At 71.6% G+C, this 14,662-nt stretch carries 12 protein-coding genes and 1 riboswitch; of the genes, 6 read left to right on the top strand and 6 right to left on the bottom strand.

The window, feature by feature from the left end:
- Positions 1-276: 276 nt before the first annotated feature.
- On the bottom strand, positions 277-693 hold the full coding sequence (locus ACFV5H_RS01875) for a cobalamin B12-binding domain-containing protein (RefSeq protein WP_030871236.1): 417 nt from the start codon (positions 691-693) through the stop codon (positions 277-279).
- Positions 694-1,106: 413 nt separating this feature from the next.
- Here ACFV5H_RS01875 and ACFV5H_RS01870 point away from each other — a divergent pair, with 413 nt between their 5' ends.
- Together ACFV5H_RS01870 and ACFV5H_RS01865 are read left to right on the top strand one after the other, a co-directional pair.
- Complete coding sequence (locus ACFV5H_RS01870) at positions 1,107-1,973, top strand: esterase/lipase family protein (protein ID WP_385048123.1); 867 nt, start codon at positions 1,107-1,109, stop codon at positions 1,971-1,973.
- Positions 1,974-2,338: 365 nt separating this feature from the next.
- Positions 2,339-3,793: a peptidoglycan DD-metalloendopeptidase family protein gene (locus ACFV5H_RS01865; protein ID WP_385048288.1), complete on the top strand. Its 1,455-nt coding sequence runs from the start codon at positions 2,339-2,341 to the stop codon at positions 3,791-3,793.
- A gap of 31 nt (positions 3,794-3,824) precedes the next feature.
- Here the strand turns inward: ACFV5H_RS01865 and pcrA are convergent, their stop codons facing one another.
- Positions 3,825-6,305, bottom strand: coding sequence for a DNA helicase PcrA (gene pcrA, locus ACFV5H_RS01860; RefSeq protein ID WP_385192223.1), 2,481 nt, complete (start codon positions 6,303-6,305; stop codon positions 3,825-3,827).
- 240 nt (positions 6,306-6,545) lie between these two features.
- Positions 6,546-6,717: riboswitch (cyclic di-AMP (ydaO/yuaA leader) on the top strand.
- 7 nt (positions 6,718-6,724) lie between these two features.
- Here pcrA and ACFV5H_RS01855 point away from each other — a divergent pair.
- Positions 6,725-7,894, top strand: a complete 1,170-nt coding sequence (locus tag ACFV5H_RS01855; protein ID WP_385192220.1) for an NlpC/P60 family protein — start codon at positions 6,725-6,727, stop codon at positions 7,892-7,894.
- Positions 7,895-8,113: 219 nt separating this feature from the next.
- On the opposite strand, the gene ACFV5H_RS01850 is transcribed toward ACFV5H_RS01855, so the two are convergent.
- Positions 8,114-8,467 (bottom strand): hypothetical protein, encoded by a 354-nt coding sequence (locus ACFV5H_RS01850; RefSeq protein WP_030829675.1) that lies wholly within the window; start codon positions 8,465-8,467, stop codon positions 8,114-8,116.
- Positions 8,468-8,827: 360 nt separating this feature from the next.
- Between ACFV5H_RS01850 and ACFV5H_RS01845 the strand changes: the two genes are divergently transcribed.
- Complete coding sequence (locus ACFV5H_RS01845; RefSeq protein WP_385048132.1) at positions 8,828-9,868, top strand: NlpC/P60 family protein; 1,041 nt, start codon at positions 8,828-8,830, stop codon at positions 9,866-9,868.
- Between the two features lie 9 nt (positions 9,869-9,877).
- Here ACFV5H_RS01845 and ACFV5H_RS01840 read toward each other — a convergent pair whose 3' ends face one another.
- Both ACFV5H_RS01840 and ACFV5H_RS01835 read right to left on the bottom strand, forming a co-directional pair.
- A complete protein-coding gene (locus ACFV5H_RS01840; protein ID WP_385048135.1) occupies positions 9,878-10,591 on the bottom strand; it encodes a LuxR C-terminal-related transcriptional regulator in 714 nt (237 codons plus the stop codon).
- Positions 10,588-11,880 (bottom strand): PspC domain-containing protein, encoded by a 1,293-nt coding sequence (locus ACFV5H_RS01835; protein WP_385048138.1) that lies wholly within the window; start codon positions 11,878-11,880, stop codon positions 10,588-10,590. Before ACFV5H_RS01835 ends, ACFV5H_RS01840 begins: the two co-directional genes overlap by 4 nt.
- Positions 11,881-12,059: 179 nt before the next feature.
- Between ACFV5H_RS01835 and ACFV5H_RS01830 the strand changes: the two genes are divergently transcribed.
- Both ACFV5H_RS01830 and ACFV5H_RS01825 read left to right on the top strand, forming a co-directional pair.
- The gene (locus ACFV5H_RS01830; RefSeq protein ID WP_385192218.1) at positions 12,060-13,421 is read left to right on the top strand and encodes a PspC domain-containing protein; all 1,362 of its coding nucleotides are present in this window, start codon (positions 12,060-12,062) and stop codon (positions 13,419-13,421) included.
- Positions 13,408-13,644: a hypothetical protein gene (locus ACFV5H_RS01825; RefSeq protein ID WP_385048143.1), complete on the top strand. Its 237-nt coding sequence runs from the start codon at positions 13,408-13,410 to the stop codon at positions 13,642-13,644. Before ACFV5H_RS01830 ends, ACFV5H_RS01825 begins: the two co-directional genes overlap by 14 nt.
- 7 nt (positions 13,645-13,651) lie before the next feature.
- Here ACFV5H_RS01825 and ACFV5H_RS01820 read toward each other — a convergent pair whose 3' ends face one another.
- Complete coding sequence (locus tag ACFV5H_RS01820) at positions 13,652-14,182, bottom strand: DoxX family membrane protein (protein ID WP_385192216.1); 531 nt, start codon at positions 14,180-14,182, stop codon at positions 13,652-13,654.
- Positions 14,183-14,662 lie beyond the last annotated feature (480 nt).

Below are 14,662 nucleotides of genomic sequence, written 5' to 3'. Positions count from 1 at the left end.
GGCAGTCGTGCCGCCGTTCCCGCGGGCAGTCGTGCCTCCCCCAGAGCCCGAAAGGGCCTGGGAGGTACCCCCAGGGCGATGGGGGTCCCCCCGCTCGAGCGGAGCCGAAAGTGGGGGAGGGTGGGCGATGGGGGCACCTCCCAGGCCGTTCAGGCACTGGGGGAGGCACCCCGCAAGCGCCGGGCAGCGCGACCCACCCCCGCCCCGCACCGACTCCGGGGCACCGGGGCCGGGGCCCCGGCCCGAGCGCGGCACGCGAGGCGCCACAAAGCCGCCCTACGCCTCCGCAGGCTGCCGCACGTTCGCCCGCACCCAGTCCACGATCGACGCCGTGGTCGCCCCCGGAGTGAAGATCTCCGCGACACCCTTCTCCTTCAGCGGAGCGATGTCCGCCTCGGGAATGATCCCGCCCCCGAAGACCAGAATGTCCGCCGCGTCCCGCTGTGCCAGCAGTTCGATCACCGCTGCGAAAAGCGTGTTGTGCGCCCCGGAGAGGATGGACAGACCGATCGCGTCGGCGTCCTCCTGGATCGCGGTGTCGACGATCTGCTCGGGAGTCTGGTGAAGCCCGGTGTAGATCACCTCCATACCGGCATCGCGCAGCGCCCTCGCGATCACCTTGGCCCCGCGATCGTGGCCGTCGAGCCCCGGCTTGGCCACCACCACGCGGATCGGACCGGCTGCCACACCCATCACTGCCTCCATGAAGCGACTACATCCATCCCTGCCGACAAGTACCGCACACATCCGTCATGCCGTACACATCGTCCGGGCGCCCCGTCCCGAACCGGCCGGGGAAGTGAACGAACGTTATCTCCAGCATCCCGCAACCGGCAGTTTCACGGTGCACAGCGAGGGGCAAATCACACGGAGGGACACGTTCACCGCGCAGCGTTCCCGGGCTCCGGGCCCCGCGCACCGCACGCCCGTGCACCACTCGGGCAGCGGTGGGAACATGCGCACAAGGGATTCGCACCGAGGCCGCCGCACCACCGCGCCCCCTCCACGCATCGCACGCGCGCACCGTCGACCGCTCTCGCAGCGATTTCCCATGAGGGCACACGGGGGACAGGGCTGTCCTCCCGCGTGCCGACAGGAGGTCGGCCATGAAGGTCACCGAGGCAGCTCTTCCCTTCCTGCCGCTCTGCCGGCGTCTTCTGCCGACCCGGCTGGCGGATCTCTCCCTGACCCTGCTGAAGGCGACCGCCCTGGAGCTGGCGATCCTGGCGGGCCACCTCCTGCTCTATCCCGCCGGCATCGTCCAGGAGCGCCGGGGCGCGCGCCCCGCTCTGCCCTCCCCGGACGGCGCCGCGCAGCTGCCGGCGGAGGCCAAGCCCCCGGTGGTGCTGCTGCACGGCTTCATCGACAACCGGTCGGTCTTCGTCCTGCTGCGCCGCAGCCTCGCCCAGCACGGCAGGCAGCAGATCGAGTCGCTCAACTACTCTCCGTTGACCTGCGACATCCGTATCGCGGCCGAACTGCTCGGCCGACACATAGAGCAGGTGTGCGAACGCACGGGCAGCCGCCGGGTCGATGTGGTCGGGCACAGCCTCGGTGGGCTCATCGCGCGGTACTACGTGCAGCGGCTGGGCGGTGACACCCGCGTGCGGACGCTCGTCACGCTCGGCACCCCGCACTCCGGCACACGCGTCGCACCGCTGGCCAACGCGCACCCCATCGTGCGCCAGATGCGCCCCGGCTCACCGGTGCTCGAGGAGCTCACCCAGCCCGCGCCGGGCTGCCGTACGCGCTTCGTCGCCTTCTGGAGCGACCTCGACCACATCATGGACCCGCTGGAGTCGGCGTGCGTCGAGCACCCCGACCTGACGTCGGTGAACGTACGGGTGAGCGGCGTGGGCCATCTCGCCCTGCCCGTGCACCCGGCCGTGGCGACCCGCATACGACAGGCCCTGGACACGGCGCACCCCGGAGAGCCGTCCACCGGCCGCCCGGAAGGCCTGACCGTGGCTTGACGACCGGCCGCCCGGAAGACGTGACCGCGACCCGACCGCCGCCCGAGCGCGACACGCCCGGCACCGGCGCCACGGGACAACCGGAACCGCGCGCCCCCCTCGACAGCGATCCGAACAACAACGGTCCAAGACGGCCCACTTATCGCCGTCGACCACCCATCGCCTCGAACAAACCTCGAACAAAAAGCCAAGACCGCGCCCGTCGTCCGCCAAAAGACAACCGATTGCCCGTTTCCTGCGCGCGCGAAACCTGCGGAAGATTGTCGTGCCCGCATACCGCCGGGTACAGTCGCCGCACTGCTCTGGCAGCCCCTGTTGTCGAGGCGAAAGAGAAGTTGGTGAACGACCGTCACCCGTCGGGGACCATGGACCCGGCTCCGGCTTCCGATGCCGCTTCGGCGCCCTATGCGTCGTACGGCACCCAGGAAGCCCAGTACGGCGACTTCACCACGTACGGCGGCTACGACGCCACCGGTTATGCCGCCACCCACTTCGGCACGGGCGGCCACACCACCGGGGGCTTCGCCACGGATCCCCTCTTCGGTGACCTCCCGGGCGGCGGTCAGGACACGGGCGCGTACGACACCACCGGACACTGGCCCACGGACGGCCAGGACACCGGCCACTACGACATGTACGCGGCCCAGCACGTGTCCTCGTACGACACCGGCGGCTACGACACGACCTCCTGGACCACTGGCCATCACCCGCTGACGGCGATCCCGCCGCAGGCCGCCTCGCCGGAGACCAGCGGTCAGTGGGACTCCGGTGAGTGGCTCCAGCCCGATCAGGCCGGGAACCCCGCCGACCGGACCCAGCAGTGGGACTGGGGCACACAGACTTTCGACAGCGGTGTCTACGACGCCACGCAGTGGAACTCCGACGGCGGCGACACCGCCGCCCCGGCGCCCGCGTCCGACGCCTACGAGCCGCAGGCGGAGTCCTTCGACCAGGAGCCCTACGAGGAGCCCACCGCCCAGGAGCCGGCCGACACCGGTGAGCTGCCCGCGGTGCACCTGCTCGAAGGGCAGGAGGAGACCGTCCCCGCCCCGTCGCCGCGCGCGGCCTCGCGCGCCGGGTCGCGTTCCCGCCGCCGTACGCCCGCCAAGCGCTCCGCGCTGCTGACGGTGGCCGTGCCCTCGGCGTGCGTGATGGGCGTCGCCGGTATCGCCGCGGCCTCGGTCGGCAACCTGACCGACGACGGCGGCCAGGAGACGGCGACGACCGCGGCGGACGCCCAGCCGGTGAAACCGTCCGCCGCCAACATCAAGCTGGACACCCAGCTGGAGAGCCTCGCCGCCGGCGCCGACGACTTCGCCGACCGGGCCAGCCGCACCCAGGAGCGCATCGACCTCAAGGCGCAGCAGGCGGCCGAGCGCAGGGCGGCCGCCGAGGAGGCGGCCCGCAAGGAGCGGCTGCGGCCGAAGTTCGCGCTCCCGGTCGCGCAGCACGGACTCAGCGCCTACTACGGCCAGTCCGGCATCAACTGGATGTCCGTCCACACCGGCATCGACTTCCCCGTCCTGTACGGCGCGACGGTGATGGCCGCCACCGACGGCACGGTGCGCACGCAGCTCAACTCCGCCTACGGCAACATGATGATCGTGACGGCGAAGGACGGCACGGAGACGTGGTACTGCCACCTCTCCAGCTACCAGGTCGCCTCCGGTACGACCGTGAAGGCCGGCGACCCGATCGCCTTCTCCGGGGACTCCGGCAACTCGACCGGTCCGCACCTGCACTTCGAGGTCCGCCCCGGCGGGGGCTCGGCGATCGACCCGCTCGCCTGGTTCCGCAGCCACGGCCTCGACCCGTCGTAGGACCTCACCCCCGACGGGTCGCGGCCCGCGGCTACAGCTTCTCCACCGGCGCGTACCGCAGCAGCAGCCGCTTGGGCTTGGTGTCCCCGAAGTCGATCGTCGCCTCCGTGTTGGCACCCGTGCCCTTCACCGCGACCACGGTGCCGAGGCCGAACTGGTCGTGCGTGACCCGGTCCCCGATCGCCAGCGACACCACGGGCTTGTCCGCGGTCCGCCTGGTGGCGAAACCGGAACCGCCCGACGCCGACGAGCGCGAGCGGGACGACGACAGCGAGGCCGCCACCCCCGACACCGGACCGGAGGACACGGGCTTGCTCGCCCCCGTCCGCTTCCACTCCAGGTGGGCGGCCGGGATCTCCTCCAGGAACCGCGAGGGCGGGTTGTAGGACGGTTGGCCCCACGCGCTGCGCAGCGTCGACCGGGTCAGGTACAGCCGCTCACGCGCGCGCGTGATGCCGACGTACGCCAGGCGCCGCTCCTCCTCCAGCTCCTTGGTCTCGCCGAGGGCGCGCATGTGCGGGAAGACGCCGTCCTCCATGCCGGTGAGGAAGACGACCGGGAACTCCAGGCCCTTGGCGGTGTGCAGGGTCATCAGCGTGATGACGCCGGAGCCGTCCTCGTCCTCGTCGGGGATCTGGTCGGAGTCGGCGACCAGGGCGACCTGCTCCAGGAAGTCGGACAGCGCGACCGACTCGCCCTCGCCGCGCTCCTGCTCGAACTCCAGGGCGACGGCCGCGAGTTCCTGGAGGTTCTCGATCCGGGTCTCGTCCTGCGGGTCGGTGGACGCCTGCAACTCCGCGAGGTAGCCCGTACGTTCGAGGATCGCCTCCAGGACCGTCGCCGGGCCCGCCCCGGACTCCACGACCGTACGGAGGTCCTCCATCAGCGTGTTGAACCGCTTCACCGCGTTCGACGAGCGCGCGGCCATGCCGTACGCCTCGTCGACGCGCCTCAGCGCCTGCGGGAAGCTGATCCTCTCGCGCTGCGCGAGGGCGTCGATCATGGCCTCCGCGCGGTCGCCGATGCCCCGCTTGGGGACGTTGAGGATACGGCGCAGCGGCACCGAGTCCTCGGGGTTGGCGAGCACCCGCAGGTAGGCCAGGACGTCCCGGACCTCCTTGCGCTCGTAGAAGCGGACACCGCCGACGACCTTGTAGGGCAGGCCGACGCGGATGAAGATCTCCTCGAAGACACGGGACTGGGCGTTGGTGCGGTAGAAGACGGCGACGTCGCCCGCCTTGGCCTCGCCCGCGTCGGTGAGGCGGTCTATCTCCTCGGCGACGAACTGGGCCTCGTCGTGCTCGGTGTCCGCGACGTACCCGGTGATCCGCGCGCCCGCGCCGGCGTTGGTCCACAGGTTCTTGGGACGGCGCGACTCGTTGCGCTCGATGACGGCGTTGGCGGCGCTCAGGATGGTCTGCGTGGAGCGGTAGTTCTGCTCCAGCAGGATCGTGGTCGCGTCCGGGTAGTCCTCCTCGAACTGGAGGATGTTGCGGATCGTCGCGCCGCGGAAGGCGTAGATCGACTGGTCGGCGTCGCCCACCACGCACAGCTCGGCGGGCGGCACCTCGGGCTCGGACGGTGCGCCGGCGGGGCGCTCGGAGGTGCCGACGAGCTCGCGGACCAGCGCGTACTGGGCGTGGTTGGTGTCCTGGTACTCGTCGACCATGACGTGCCGGAAGCGGCGGCGGTAGTGCTCGGCGACGTCCGGGAAGGCGCGGAGCAGATTGACCGTCGTCATGATCAGGTCGTCGAAGTCGAGGGCGTTGGCCTCCCGCAGCCGCGACTGGTAGAGCGCGTAGGCCTGGGCGAGGGTCTTCTCGAAACCGTCGGCGGCCCGGGCGGCGAAGTCCTCCTCGTCGATCAGCTCGTTCTTCAGGTTGCTGATCTTGGCGCTGAAGGACTTCGGCGGGAAACGCTTGGGGTCGAGGTCCAGGTCGCGGCAGACCAGGGCCATCAGACGCTTGGAGTCGGCGGCGTCGTAGATCGAGAACGACGACGTGAAGCCGAGCTTCTTGCTCTCGCGGCGCAGGATGCGCACGCACGCGCTGTGGAACGTCATGACCCACATGGCGCCCGCGCGCGGGCCGACGAGCTGCTCGACGCGCTCCTTCATCTCGCCCGCGGCCTTGTTGGTGAAGGTGATCGCGAGGATCTGGCCCGGATGGACGTGCCGCTCGGCCAGCAGGTGGGCGATGCGGTGGGTGAGCACGCGGGTCTTGCCGGAGCCGGCGCCGGCCACGATGAGCAGCGGGGAGCCGGAGTGCACGACGGCGGCGCGCTGGTTGTCGTTCAGCCCTTCCAGCAGCGCGGCGGCGTCGATCACCGGGCGCGGGGCGCCGTCGCGGTAGTAGGTGTCCCGGTCCGGCGGCACGTCGAACTTCCCGCCGAACAGGTCGTCCGGGATCTGCTCCGGTCCGTGCTCGTCCTCGGGCGGTGGCGGGGGCTCGCCCTCGGGGCCCCGCTGGGCCTGGAGGTCCGCCAGGAAGCTGTCGTCAAAGAGGCTGCTCATCGCTCTCCGAGTCTAGGCCGCCCCACCGACAACCCGGGGCCACCCCGGGAACATCCCCGGAATCCTGCGGCCGGGACGGGACGCGCACCCTCCAGAACCAGCGCCTCACCCTGAGTGACACCGCACACAAGGTCACGAAAATGTATCGGGCATATCACCCATCAACCTTCACAGGGGCCACACCAGTTGGCTACGGTGCGGGCGGGCCGCACGACCCCCACCGGCGAACCTCGCCGGGCCGCGCGGCCTCCGCCGAGTCCGTCACTGCCCTCACGGCAGCCGGAGCCGGGGACCCACCGAGACCATGGGGTGAATCGGCCCACTCCCTCACGGAGCGGCCGTAGGGCAACCCTTCCGAACCACCCGCCCGAACCCGACAGCTAACCCGGTAGGCGGAGCTTTGGAAGGAGTCGCCTCCCTTGGCGTCGCACCGCAAGTCGCGCACCCCCGGCACGCGCGTGGCAGGCATACGGACCCCGGCCCTCGCCACGGCCGCCCTGACCTCCGTGGCCCTGCTGTCCCAGACGGCCACCGCCGCCCCCTCCGACGACGGCAGGCCGAGCCTGGAGGAGGTCGAGAAGAAGGTCGACGATCTCTACCGCCAGGCGGAGTCGGCGACCGAGAAGTACAACGCGGCCAAGGAGAAGACCGCGAAGCAGCGCAAGCAGGTGGACACGCTCCTCGACGACGTGGCCAAGCGCACCCAGAAACTCAACGAGGCGCGGGCGGAGCTGGGTTCCTTCGCCGCCGCCCAGTACCGGACCGGCGCCGGTGTCCCCGACACCGCGACCTTCCTGCTCGCGGACACCCCGCAGGACATCTTCGACCAGCGCCAGGTGATGGACCGGATGACCGGCCGCCAGAAGGAAGCGGTCGACGACTACGTCACCCGGCAGTCCGAGACGATGAAGAAGCGCCAGGAGGCCACCGAGAGCCTCGAGACGCTCACCGACACCCAGGGCGACCTGAAGACGGCCAAGGCCACCGTCCAGAAGAAGCTCACCGACGCGCGCGAGCTGATGTCGAAGCTGACCGCCGAGGAGAAGGCGCGGCTCGCGGCGATCGAGAAGGAGAAGCAGAAGGAGGCCGCCCGCAAGGCCGCCGAACTCGCCGAGCAGCAGAAGGCCCAGGAGGCCGCCGCCGCCCAGCAGGACAGCGGCACCTCGGGCAGCGCCTCCGGGTCAGCGGGCTCGGCCACCACGCCGTCCACGTCGACGGACTCCTCGTACGCCGCCAAGGCCGAGAAGGCCCTCGCCTTCGCCCGCGCGCAGATCGGCAAGCCGTACGTCTGGGGCGCCACCGGCCCCGGCTCCTACGACTGCTCCGGCCTCACCCAGGCCGCCTGGAAGGCCGCCGGCGTCACCGTTCCGCGCACCACCTACGACCAGGTGAACGCGGGCACGACGGTCCCCGTCTCCCAGGCCCGACCCGGTGACCTGGTCTTCTTCTACGACGACGTCACCCACGTGGGCATCTACATCGGCAACGGGATGATGATCCACGCGCCGAAGCCCGGCACGTACGTCCGCGAGGAGTCGATCTACTACGACGGCGAGTCCTCGATCCACAGCGTGGTGCGCCCCGCCTGACCCGCTCGGGAGGGGCGGGGACGGCCCTCCGGCGTCGTCCCCGTCCCGCTCCCCCTTTCCGTGCTGGTCCGTGCCACGGCACGCGGCGCCCGCACTCCCCCTGCAAACGCCGACGGCGGTGACGCTGTCCGCGTCCACCGCCGTCGGCACCCCCCGGCTCGGGGTCCGGGGCATGTTCTGCCGTGGGCCGCGGTCACGTCCGGGCCCGTGGAGCGGGGATCAGGTCCACAGCACCGCGATGAAGACGTTCGTCACGGTCAGCAGCCCGACCAGACCGAACAGGCCCTTGTCCACCTTCTCGTCGTCCCGCTTCACGTACACCAGACCGAGGATCACGATCAGCAGGGCCAGCTTCACGCCGATCTTGATGTTGTCGACGGAGTAGTCCTGGGCCTGGTTGAGGCCGACCAGGACCACACCGGTGACCAGCATCGTCAGCGCGCCGTGCAGCATCGCGGGGACGAACCGGGCGGTGCCCGCGCCCATCGCCTTCATCTGGGTGAGGAAGCCGCCGAGGAGCGACGCGATGCCGATGATGTGCAGACCGACGAAGAGGTGGATGAGTACGTCCATGAGGCCGGAGCCTAGCCATAGCCGCCTCGTAGCACTCCGGCGCCCTCAACCGTCCTTCCTCCGCCATATCGGTCATCACTCCGAGTAAAGGCTACGAAGCCGGAACGGGATCCTGGTCACTTACGGTCACCCGACGGTCCGCTCGCGTCACTTCCGCACAACCCGTTACCAGGGATACGCGGCCGGGCCTAGCGTCCTCCTCCAGGTGCCCGGCTCTCCACCGCCGCCCGGTCCAGGGGCGGCAACCGGACACCACCGCCGAGAAGGTCCGGCGGCGGACGGCTCCCCTGTGCACCCCCGCCGCCGGACCACCGGACGGCAGTCCGCTCCGCGCGGTCGTCGGAAAGGACGGGAATCCAGGTGGCAGCGCACCGCAGGCCCCGACAGCGCGTCGCGGGCGGCACCACGGCCCGCGCGGTCACCGCCGTCGCCCTCGCCGGCGCGGCCACCGCGACCGGCTTCGACGGGACGGGACACGCCGAACCGCAGCTGACACCGGGCCAGGTCAAGGCCGAGGTCGACAGGCTCTACCGGGAGGCGGAGACCACCACCGAGAAGTACAACGGCGCCAAGGAGAAGGCCGAGTCGGCCCAGCGGCGGCTGCGCGACCTGCAGGACGAGGCGGCCCGCAGGAAGGACCGGCTCAACTCCGCGCGGGACGCCCTGGGCACGGTCGCCGCGGCGCAGTACCGCGGCAGCGGCCTCGACCCCGCCCTGCAGCTCTTCCTCTCCGAGGACCCCGACGGCTATCTGGACGGCGCCGCGCTCGCCGAACGGGCGGGCAGCCGCCGCCAGGCGGCGGTGGGACGCGTACGCACACAGCTCCGGGAGATCGAGCAGTTGCGCGGCGCCGCACGCGTCGAGGTGAAATCGCTGACGTCCCGCCGCGCCGAACTCGAGCGGCACAAGAAGACGATCACCACCAAGCTGACCGCCGCCCGCCGGCTGCTGTCCCGGCTGACCCCCGGGCAACGCGCGGGACTCACCGACGGAACCGACCGTGCCCCGCACTCCTCGACGGACGCCCGGGACGCAGCCCTCGCGGCTCCCGGCCCCCGCGCGGCGGAGGCCGTCTCCTACGCCTACGCCAAGCTCGGCAGCCCCTATGTCTGGGGCGCGACCGGCCCGGACGCCTTCGACTGCTCGGGCCTCGTCCAGGCCGCGTACCGCTCCGCCGGTGTCTCCCTGCCCCGCACCACCTACGCCCAGATCGACGCCGGCCGTCGCGTCCCCCGCTCCGAACTCCGCCCCGGAGACCTGGTCTTCTTCTACTCCGGCATCAGTCACGTCGGCATCTACGTCGGCGACGGCCGCATGATCCACGCCCCGAACCCCTCGGCCCCGGTCCGCGTGGCCCCGATCGACGAGATGCCCTTCGCGGGCGCCGCGCGGGTGGTCTGAACGGCCCGCTCAGACCAGTCGCCGCGCCGTCGCCCAGCGGGTCAGTTCGTGGCGGTTGGAGAGCTGGAGCTTGCGCAGGACCGCCGAGACGTGGGACTCGACCGTCTTCACCGAGATGAACAGCTGCTTGGCGATCTCCTTGTAGGCGTAGCCGCGGGCGATCAGCCGCAGGACCTCCCGCTCACGCTGGGTGAGGCGGTCGAGGTCCTCGTCGACCGGCGGGGCGTCGGTCGAGGCGAAGGCGTCCAGGACGAAGCCGGCCAGGCGGGGGGAGAAGACGGCGTCCCCCTCCTGGACCCGGAAGATCGAGTCGACCAGGTCGGTGCCGGTGATCGTCTTGGTCACATAGCCGCGGGCACCGCCCCGGATCACGCCGATCACGTCCTCCGCCGCGTCCGACACGGACAGGGCGAGGAAACGGACCGGCTGCTCGGCGTCGCCCATCAAAGGGGCGCAGCGGCGCAGCACTTCGACGCCGCCGCCACCGGGCAGGTGCACGTCGAGCAGGACCACCTCGGGCCGGGTCGCGGTGATGACCGTGACCGCCTGGTCGACGTCGGCGGCCTCGCCGACCACCTCGACACCCGTCTGCGCGGTCTGCCCTATCTCCGCCTGGACACCCGTGCGGAACATGCGGTGATCGTCGACGAGGACCACCCGCACATGACGCCCGGCACTCTCCGCCGGTCCCGTCGTTCCGTTCGCCTCGGTCGGCTCGCTCATGACGTCTTCTCCGCCCTCTCCATCTCCAGCTCGACCTCCGTGCCGCCGTCCGGCACCGCGCGCAGCCGCGCCGTGCCTCCGTTGCGCTCCATGCGGCCGATGATCGATTCCCTGACGCCCATGCGGTCGGCGGGTATCGAGTCCAGGTCGAAGCCGGGGCCGCGGTCCCGGACGGACACGAAGACCGTCCTTCCCTCGACTTCGGCGTAGACCTGCACCGCGCCTCCCTCGCCACCGTACTTGGCGGCGTTGACCATCGCTTCGCGCGCGGCCTGCATCTGTGCGCCGATTCTCTCGTCGAGCGGGCAGTCGCCGACGACCACCACCTCGATGGGGACACCGTGCTTGTCCTCCACCTCGGCGGCGTTGCGCTTCACCGCCTCGGCGAGGGTGGCGGGTTCGTCGTCCTCGTCCTTGCCGTTGCCCTCCGGCTTGTAGAGCCAGGCGCGCAGGTCGCGCTCCTGGGCCCGGGCCAGGCGGCGCACCTCGCCCGCGTTGTCCGCGTTGCGCTGGATCAGGGTGAGGGTGTGCAGCACCGAGTCGTGGACGTGGGCGGCGACCTCCGCGCGTTCCTGCGCCCGGATGCGCATCAGGCGCTCCTCGGAGAGGTCCTGGGTCATGCGCACGAGGTAGGGGCCCGCGAGGAGGGTGATGCCGACGAGGACCGCGAGGGCCGCCTGGAGCACCGAGCCGAGGTGGCTGCCGGAGCCCCGCAGGACGAAGATGCCCGAGGCGCCCGCCGTCACCAGGAGCACACCGGCCCCGGCCCGCAGCAGCGTGACCGTGCGCCGGCGGCGGCCGACCTCCATCCAGCGGGCCCGGCGGGCGTTGTCCGCCTGCCGCCAGACCAGGGCGACGCCCGCGCCGACCAGCACGGTCGGCCAGAGGTAGGCCCTGGCCCCGTTGGTCAGGTTCACGTTGCCCACGAAGATCATGGCCACGACGACCATGAGGAGCAGGGCGACGATCTGCCCCTTGTCCGGTTTCCGGGTGACGAGTCTGCGCCGGCCGTCTGGCGAGGTCTCCGTCGTCACCAGCGAGGGCGGCTTCTGCGCGTCCACACCGCCGACGCCCAGCGGTACGAAGAACCAGAACGCGGCGTACAGCAGCGCGCCGAGCCCGTCGGCCATGAACAGGCCGACGAAGACGAGACGTACCCAGATCACGGGCAGCCCGAGGTGTCCGGCGAGCCCCCGCGCCACACCACCGAGCCAGCGTCCGTCACTGCTGCGGTAGAGCTTGCGCGGCGGCCGCGGCTCGACTACGGGCGCTGCTGCGGCTTCCGACATGCCAATGATGGTCACACGCCCGGAGTACCGGAGCATCAGGGTCGGCCCCGGAGACTCCCCTGATCTCCACGGCCCCGGTCCGTCGGACGCTCCCCCGGTCCCGCTCGGGGACCGATATCAGGGTCCGGCCAGGGTCGTACCGACTGCCGCCGCGGCGGCTCGCCCGTCACCATGGACCCATGACCGATCACCAGCACGCCGCGACGGGTCCGGGACCCGTCGCGGGCCCGGGGGGAGCGACCGCCCCGCCACCGGAGCCGGCCGACGAGAGCGGGCACTTCCGGCGCGACCGCCGGCACCAGATGCTCGGCGGGGTGTGCGCGGGGCTCGGCCGGCAGTGCGACATGGACCCGGTGATCTTCCGGATCACGCTCGCGGTCCTGTCCGCCACCGGCGGCATCGGCCTCATCTTCTACGGCTTCGCCTGGCTCTTCGTCCCGTACGAGGACGAGGAGGAGAACGAGATCCGCCGGCTGCTGACCGGCCGGGTCAACGGCCACACCCTGACGGCCGTGCTGTTCGCGCTGGTCGGCTGCGGCGTCTTCCTCACCATGCTGAGCAACGACGGAGTGCTGAGCTTCGCCGTCATACTGTCCCTGCTGCTCGCCGGCGCCGGGTACTGGTCACGGCGGCGCGGTGCGCCCAGCCCCGACCACATAGCCGCCCAGGCCGTGGCCGACGCCCCGCCGGAGCCCCAGGCACCGCCGGCCCCCTCCGCCTTCCCGTCGTGGTGGCGTGACCCCATCGTCAAGGACGGCACCCACGTCGGGGGCACGGGTTATCTGTGGGGCCCCCGGGACGCCCGCGACATGGACGTCGCCGCCGCCGTCGACAGCGGGCCCGGCCCTCGCACCGGCACCCGTGGGAAGGCGTACGCACCGCCCCTCCGTCCCCCGTTCCCGCGCGACCCCCGTGGCGGGATCGGCGGCCGGGTCTTCCTGCTCGCCCTGCTCGCGGGCGGCCTCGGTGCCGGGCTGACGTGGGAGAGCCACCCCCTCGGCACCAGCCTGCAGACCGGCCTCGCCTGCGCGCTCGCCGTCTTCGGTCTCGGCGTGGCCGTCAGCGCGTTCCTCGGCCGCACTGGGGCGGGATCGATCATCCTGGCGGTCGTCACGGCGGGCCTGCTCGCCGGCTCGGCCGCCCTGCCCAAGGACATCGGCACCGACTGGAAGCAGACGACCTGGGCGCCCGCCTCGGTCGCGCAGATACGCCCGGCCTACGACCTGGGCGCCGGCGAGGGCGAACTGGACCTGTCCGCGGTACGTATCCCCGAGGACCGCACCGTCTCGACGCGGGCCGACGTCGGCCTCGGCCGGATCCACGTGATCGTGCCCAGGGACGTGACCGTGAGGCTGAGCGTCGATGTGGGAGTGGGGGACATCCAGTTGCCGGGCGACAGGCAGAAGGACGTGGACGTGGCACCGGGCAAGCACAAGGAGGTGACCCTGGAGCCGCCGGCCGGCGTCGAGGAGGCGGGCACGCTCGACCTCGATCTCCAGGTCGGCGCGGGACAGGCGGAGGTGAGCCGTGCTGCGTCATGAGTTCCAGCCGGGCAGGCTGGTGGCCGGTGCCTTCCTCGTCCTCGCCGCGGTGATCTACGCCGGTGACGCGGGCGGCGCCTGGGACACTCCGTGGTTCGTGGTGATCCCCGTGGTCACCGGCGGGCTCTGCCTGGCCGGCGCGGTGGGTTCCCTGACCGGCCTCGTACGGCGGCGCCGAGGCAGGTCGGTCCCCCGGAGGACCGACGCGGAGACGGCGCCCTGAGCGGGCGTTACCGGTACTCCCCCGTCCGCTGCCGCCGCCGCGCGCGAAGAGCGGCGTCCACGGACAGCAGCGGGGCGCCCGCCAGCAGCAGCGGAGTCCAGGCCAGCAGATACGGGAGGTCATTGCCGTAGTAGTACGGATCGGCGGCCCAGCTCACGGTCAGCCACAGGCTGAGGGAGATCAGCGCGCCGCCCAGGGCGGCCAGGCGGGTGAGCAGACCGAGCAGGGTGCCGATGCCGACGGCCAGTTCTCCGAGGGCGATGGCGTAACCGAAGGCGACGGGGTTCTCCAGCGCCATGTCGACCAGGGCGGGGAGGGCGGAGGAGTCGCGGACGCCGCGCATCATGTCGCCGATCGAGCCGGCGCCGGAGTCCTTCATGAACGCGCTGTCCGTGAGTTTGTCGAGGCCGGCGTAGATGAAGGTGATTCCGAGGAAGAGGCGTAGGGGGACGAGGGCGTAGCGGGTGGCGGTGTCCCGCCAGTCCCTGTCGCCGCCGAGGTGTGGGGAGTGCGTGTCCGTGCGCATACCGTGAGTCATCGCTGTCCGCCGCCTCTCACTGCCGTGCCGGCACTCCTCGACAGACCATACGTACGACGAATGAGGGCGGCTCAACCCTGAGGACGGGGTTTTCTTCGGAGTGCGGTGCTTGTGGGTGCCTCGCGTTGGAGTGGGCCGGGGGTGTCTGCGCAGCCCGGCGCCTTGTGAGGTGCCCCGCGCCGGTGTGGACCGGGGGATGTTCGCGCAGCCCGGCGCCTTGTGAGGTGCCCCGCGCCGGTGTGGACCGGGGGATGTTCGCGCAGCCCGGCGCCTTGTGAGGTGCCCCGCGCCGGTGTGGACCGGGGGATGTTCGCGCAGCCCGGCGTCAGCGGGGTGCCGTCGCGCCCACCCGTGCCGCCCCAGCGGCACGAATGCCCGCGGGAACGGGGGCGGGGTGCCGTCGCCCCCGCCCTCCCCCAGCGCCCCAGCGCCCCAGCGCCCCAGCGCCCCAGCGCCCCAGCGGCACGACTGCCCGCGGAT

The sequence above is a fragment of the Streptomyces sp. NPDC059787 genome (genome assembly GCF_042732315.1).
GTDB classification, from domain to species: domain Bacteria; phylum Actinomycetota; class Actinomycetes; order Streptomycetales; family Streptomycetaceae; genus Streptomyces; species Streptomyces atrovirens.
Note: the sequence above shows the minus strand (reverse complement) of the source record. Positions and strands in the feature narration are given on the sequence as shown.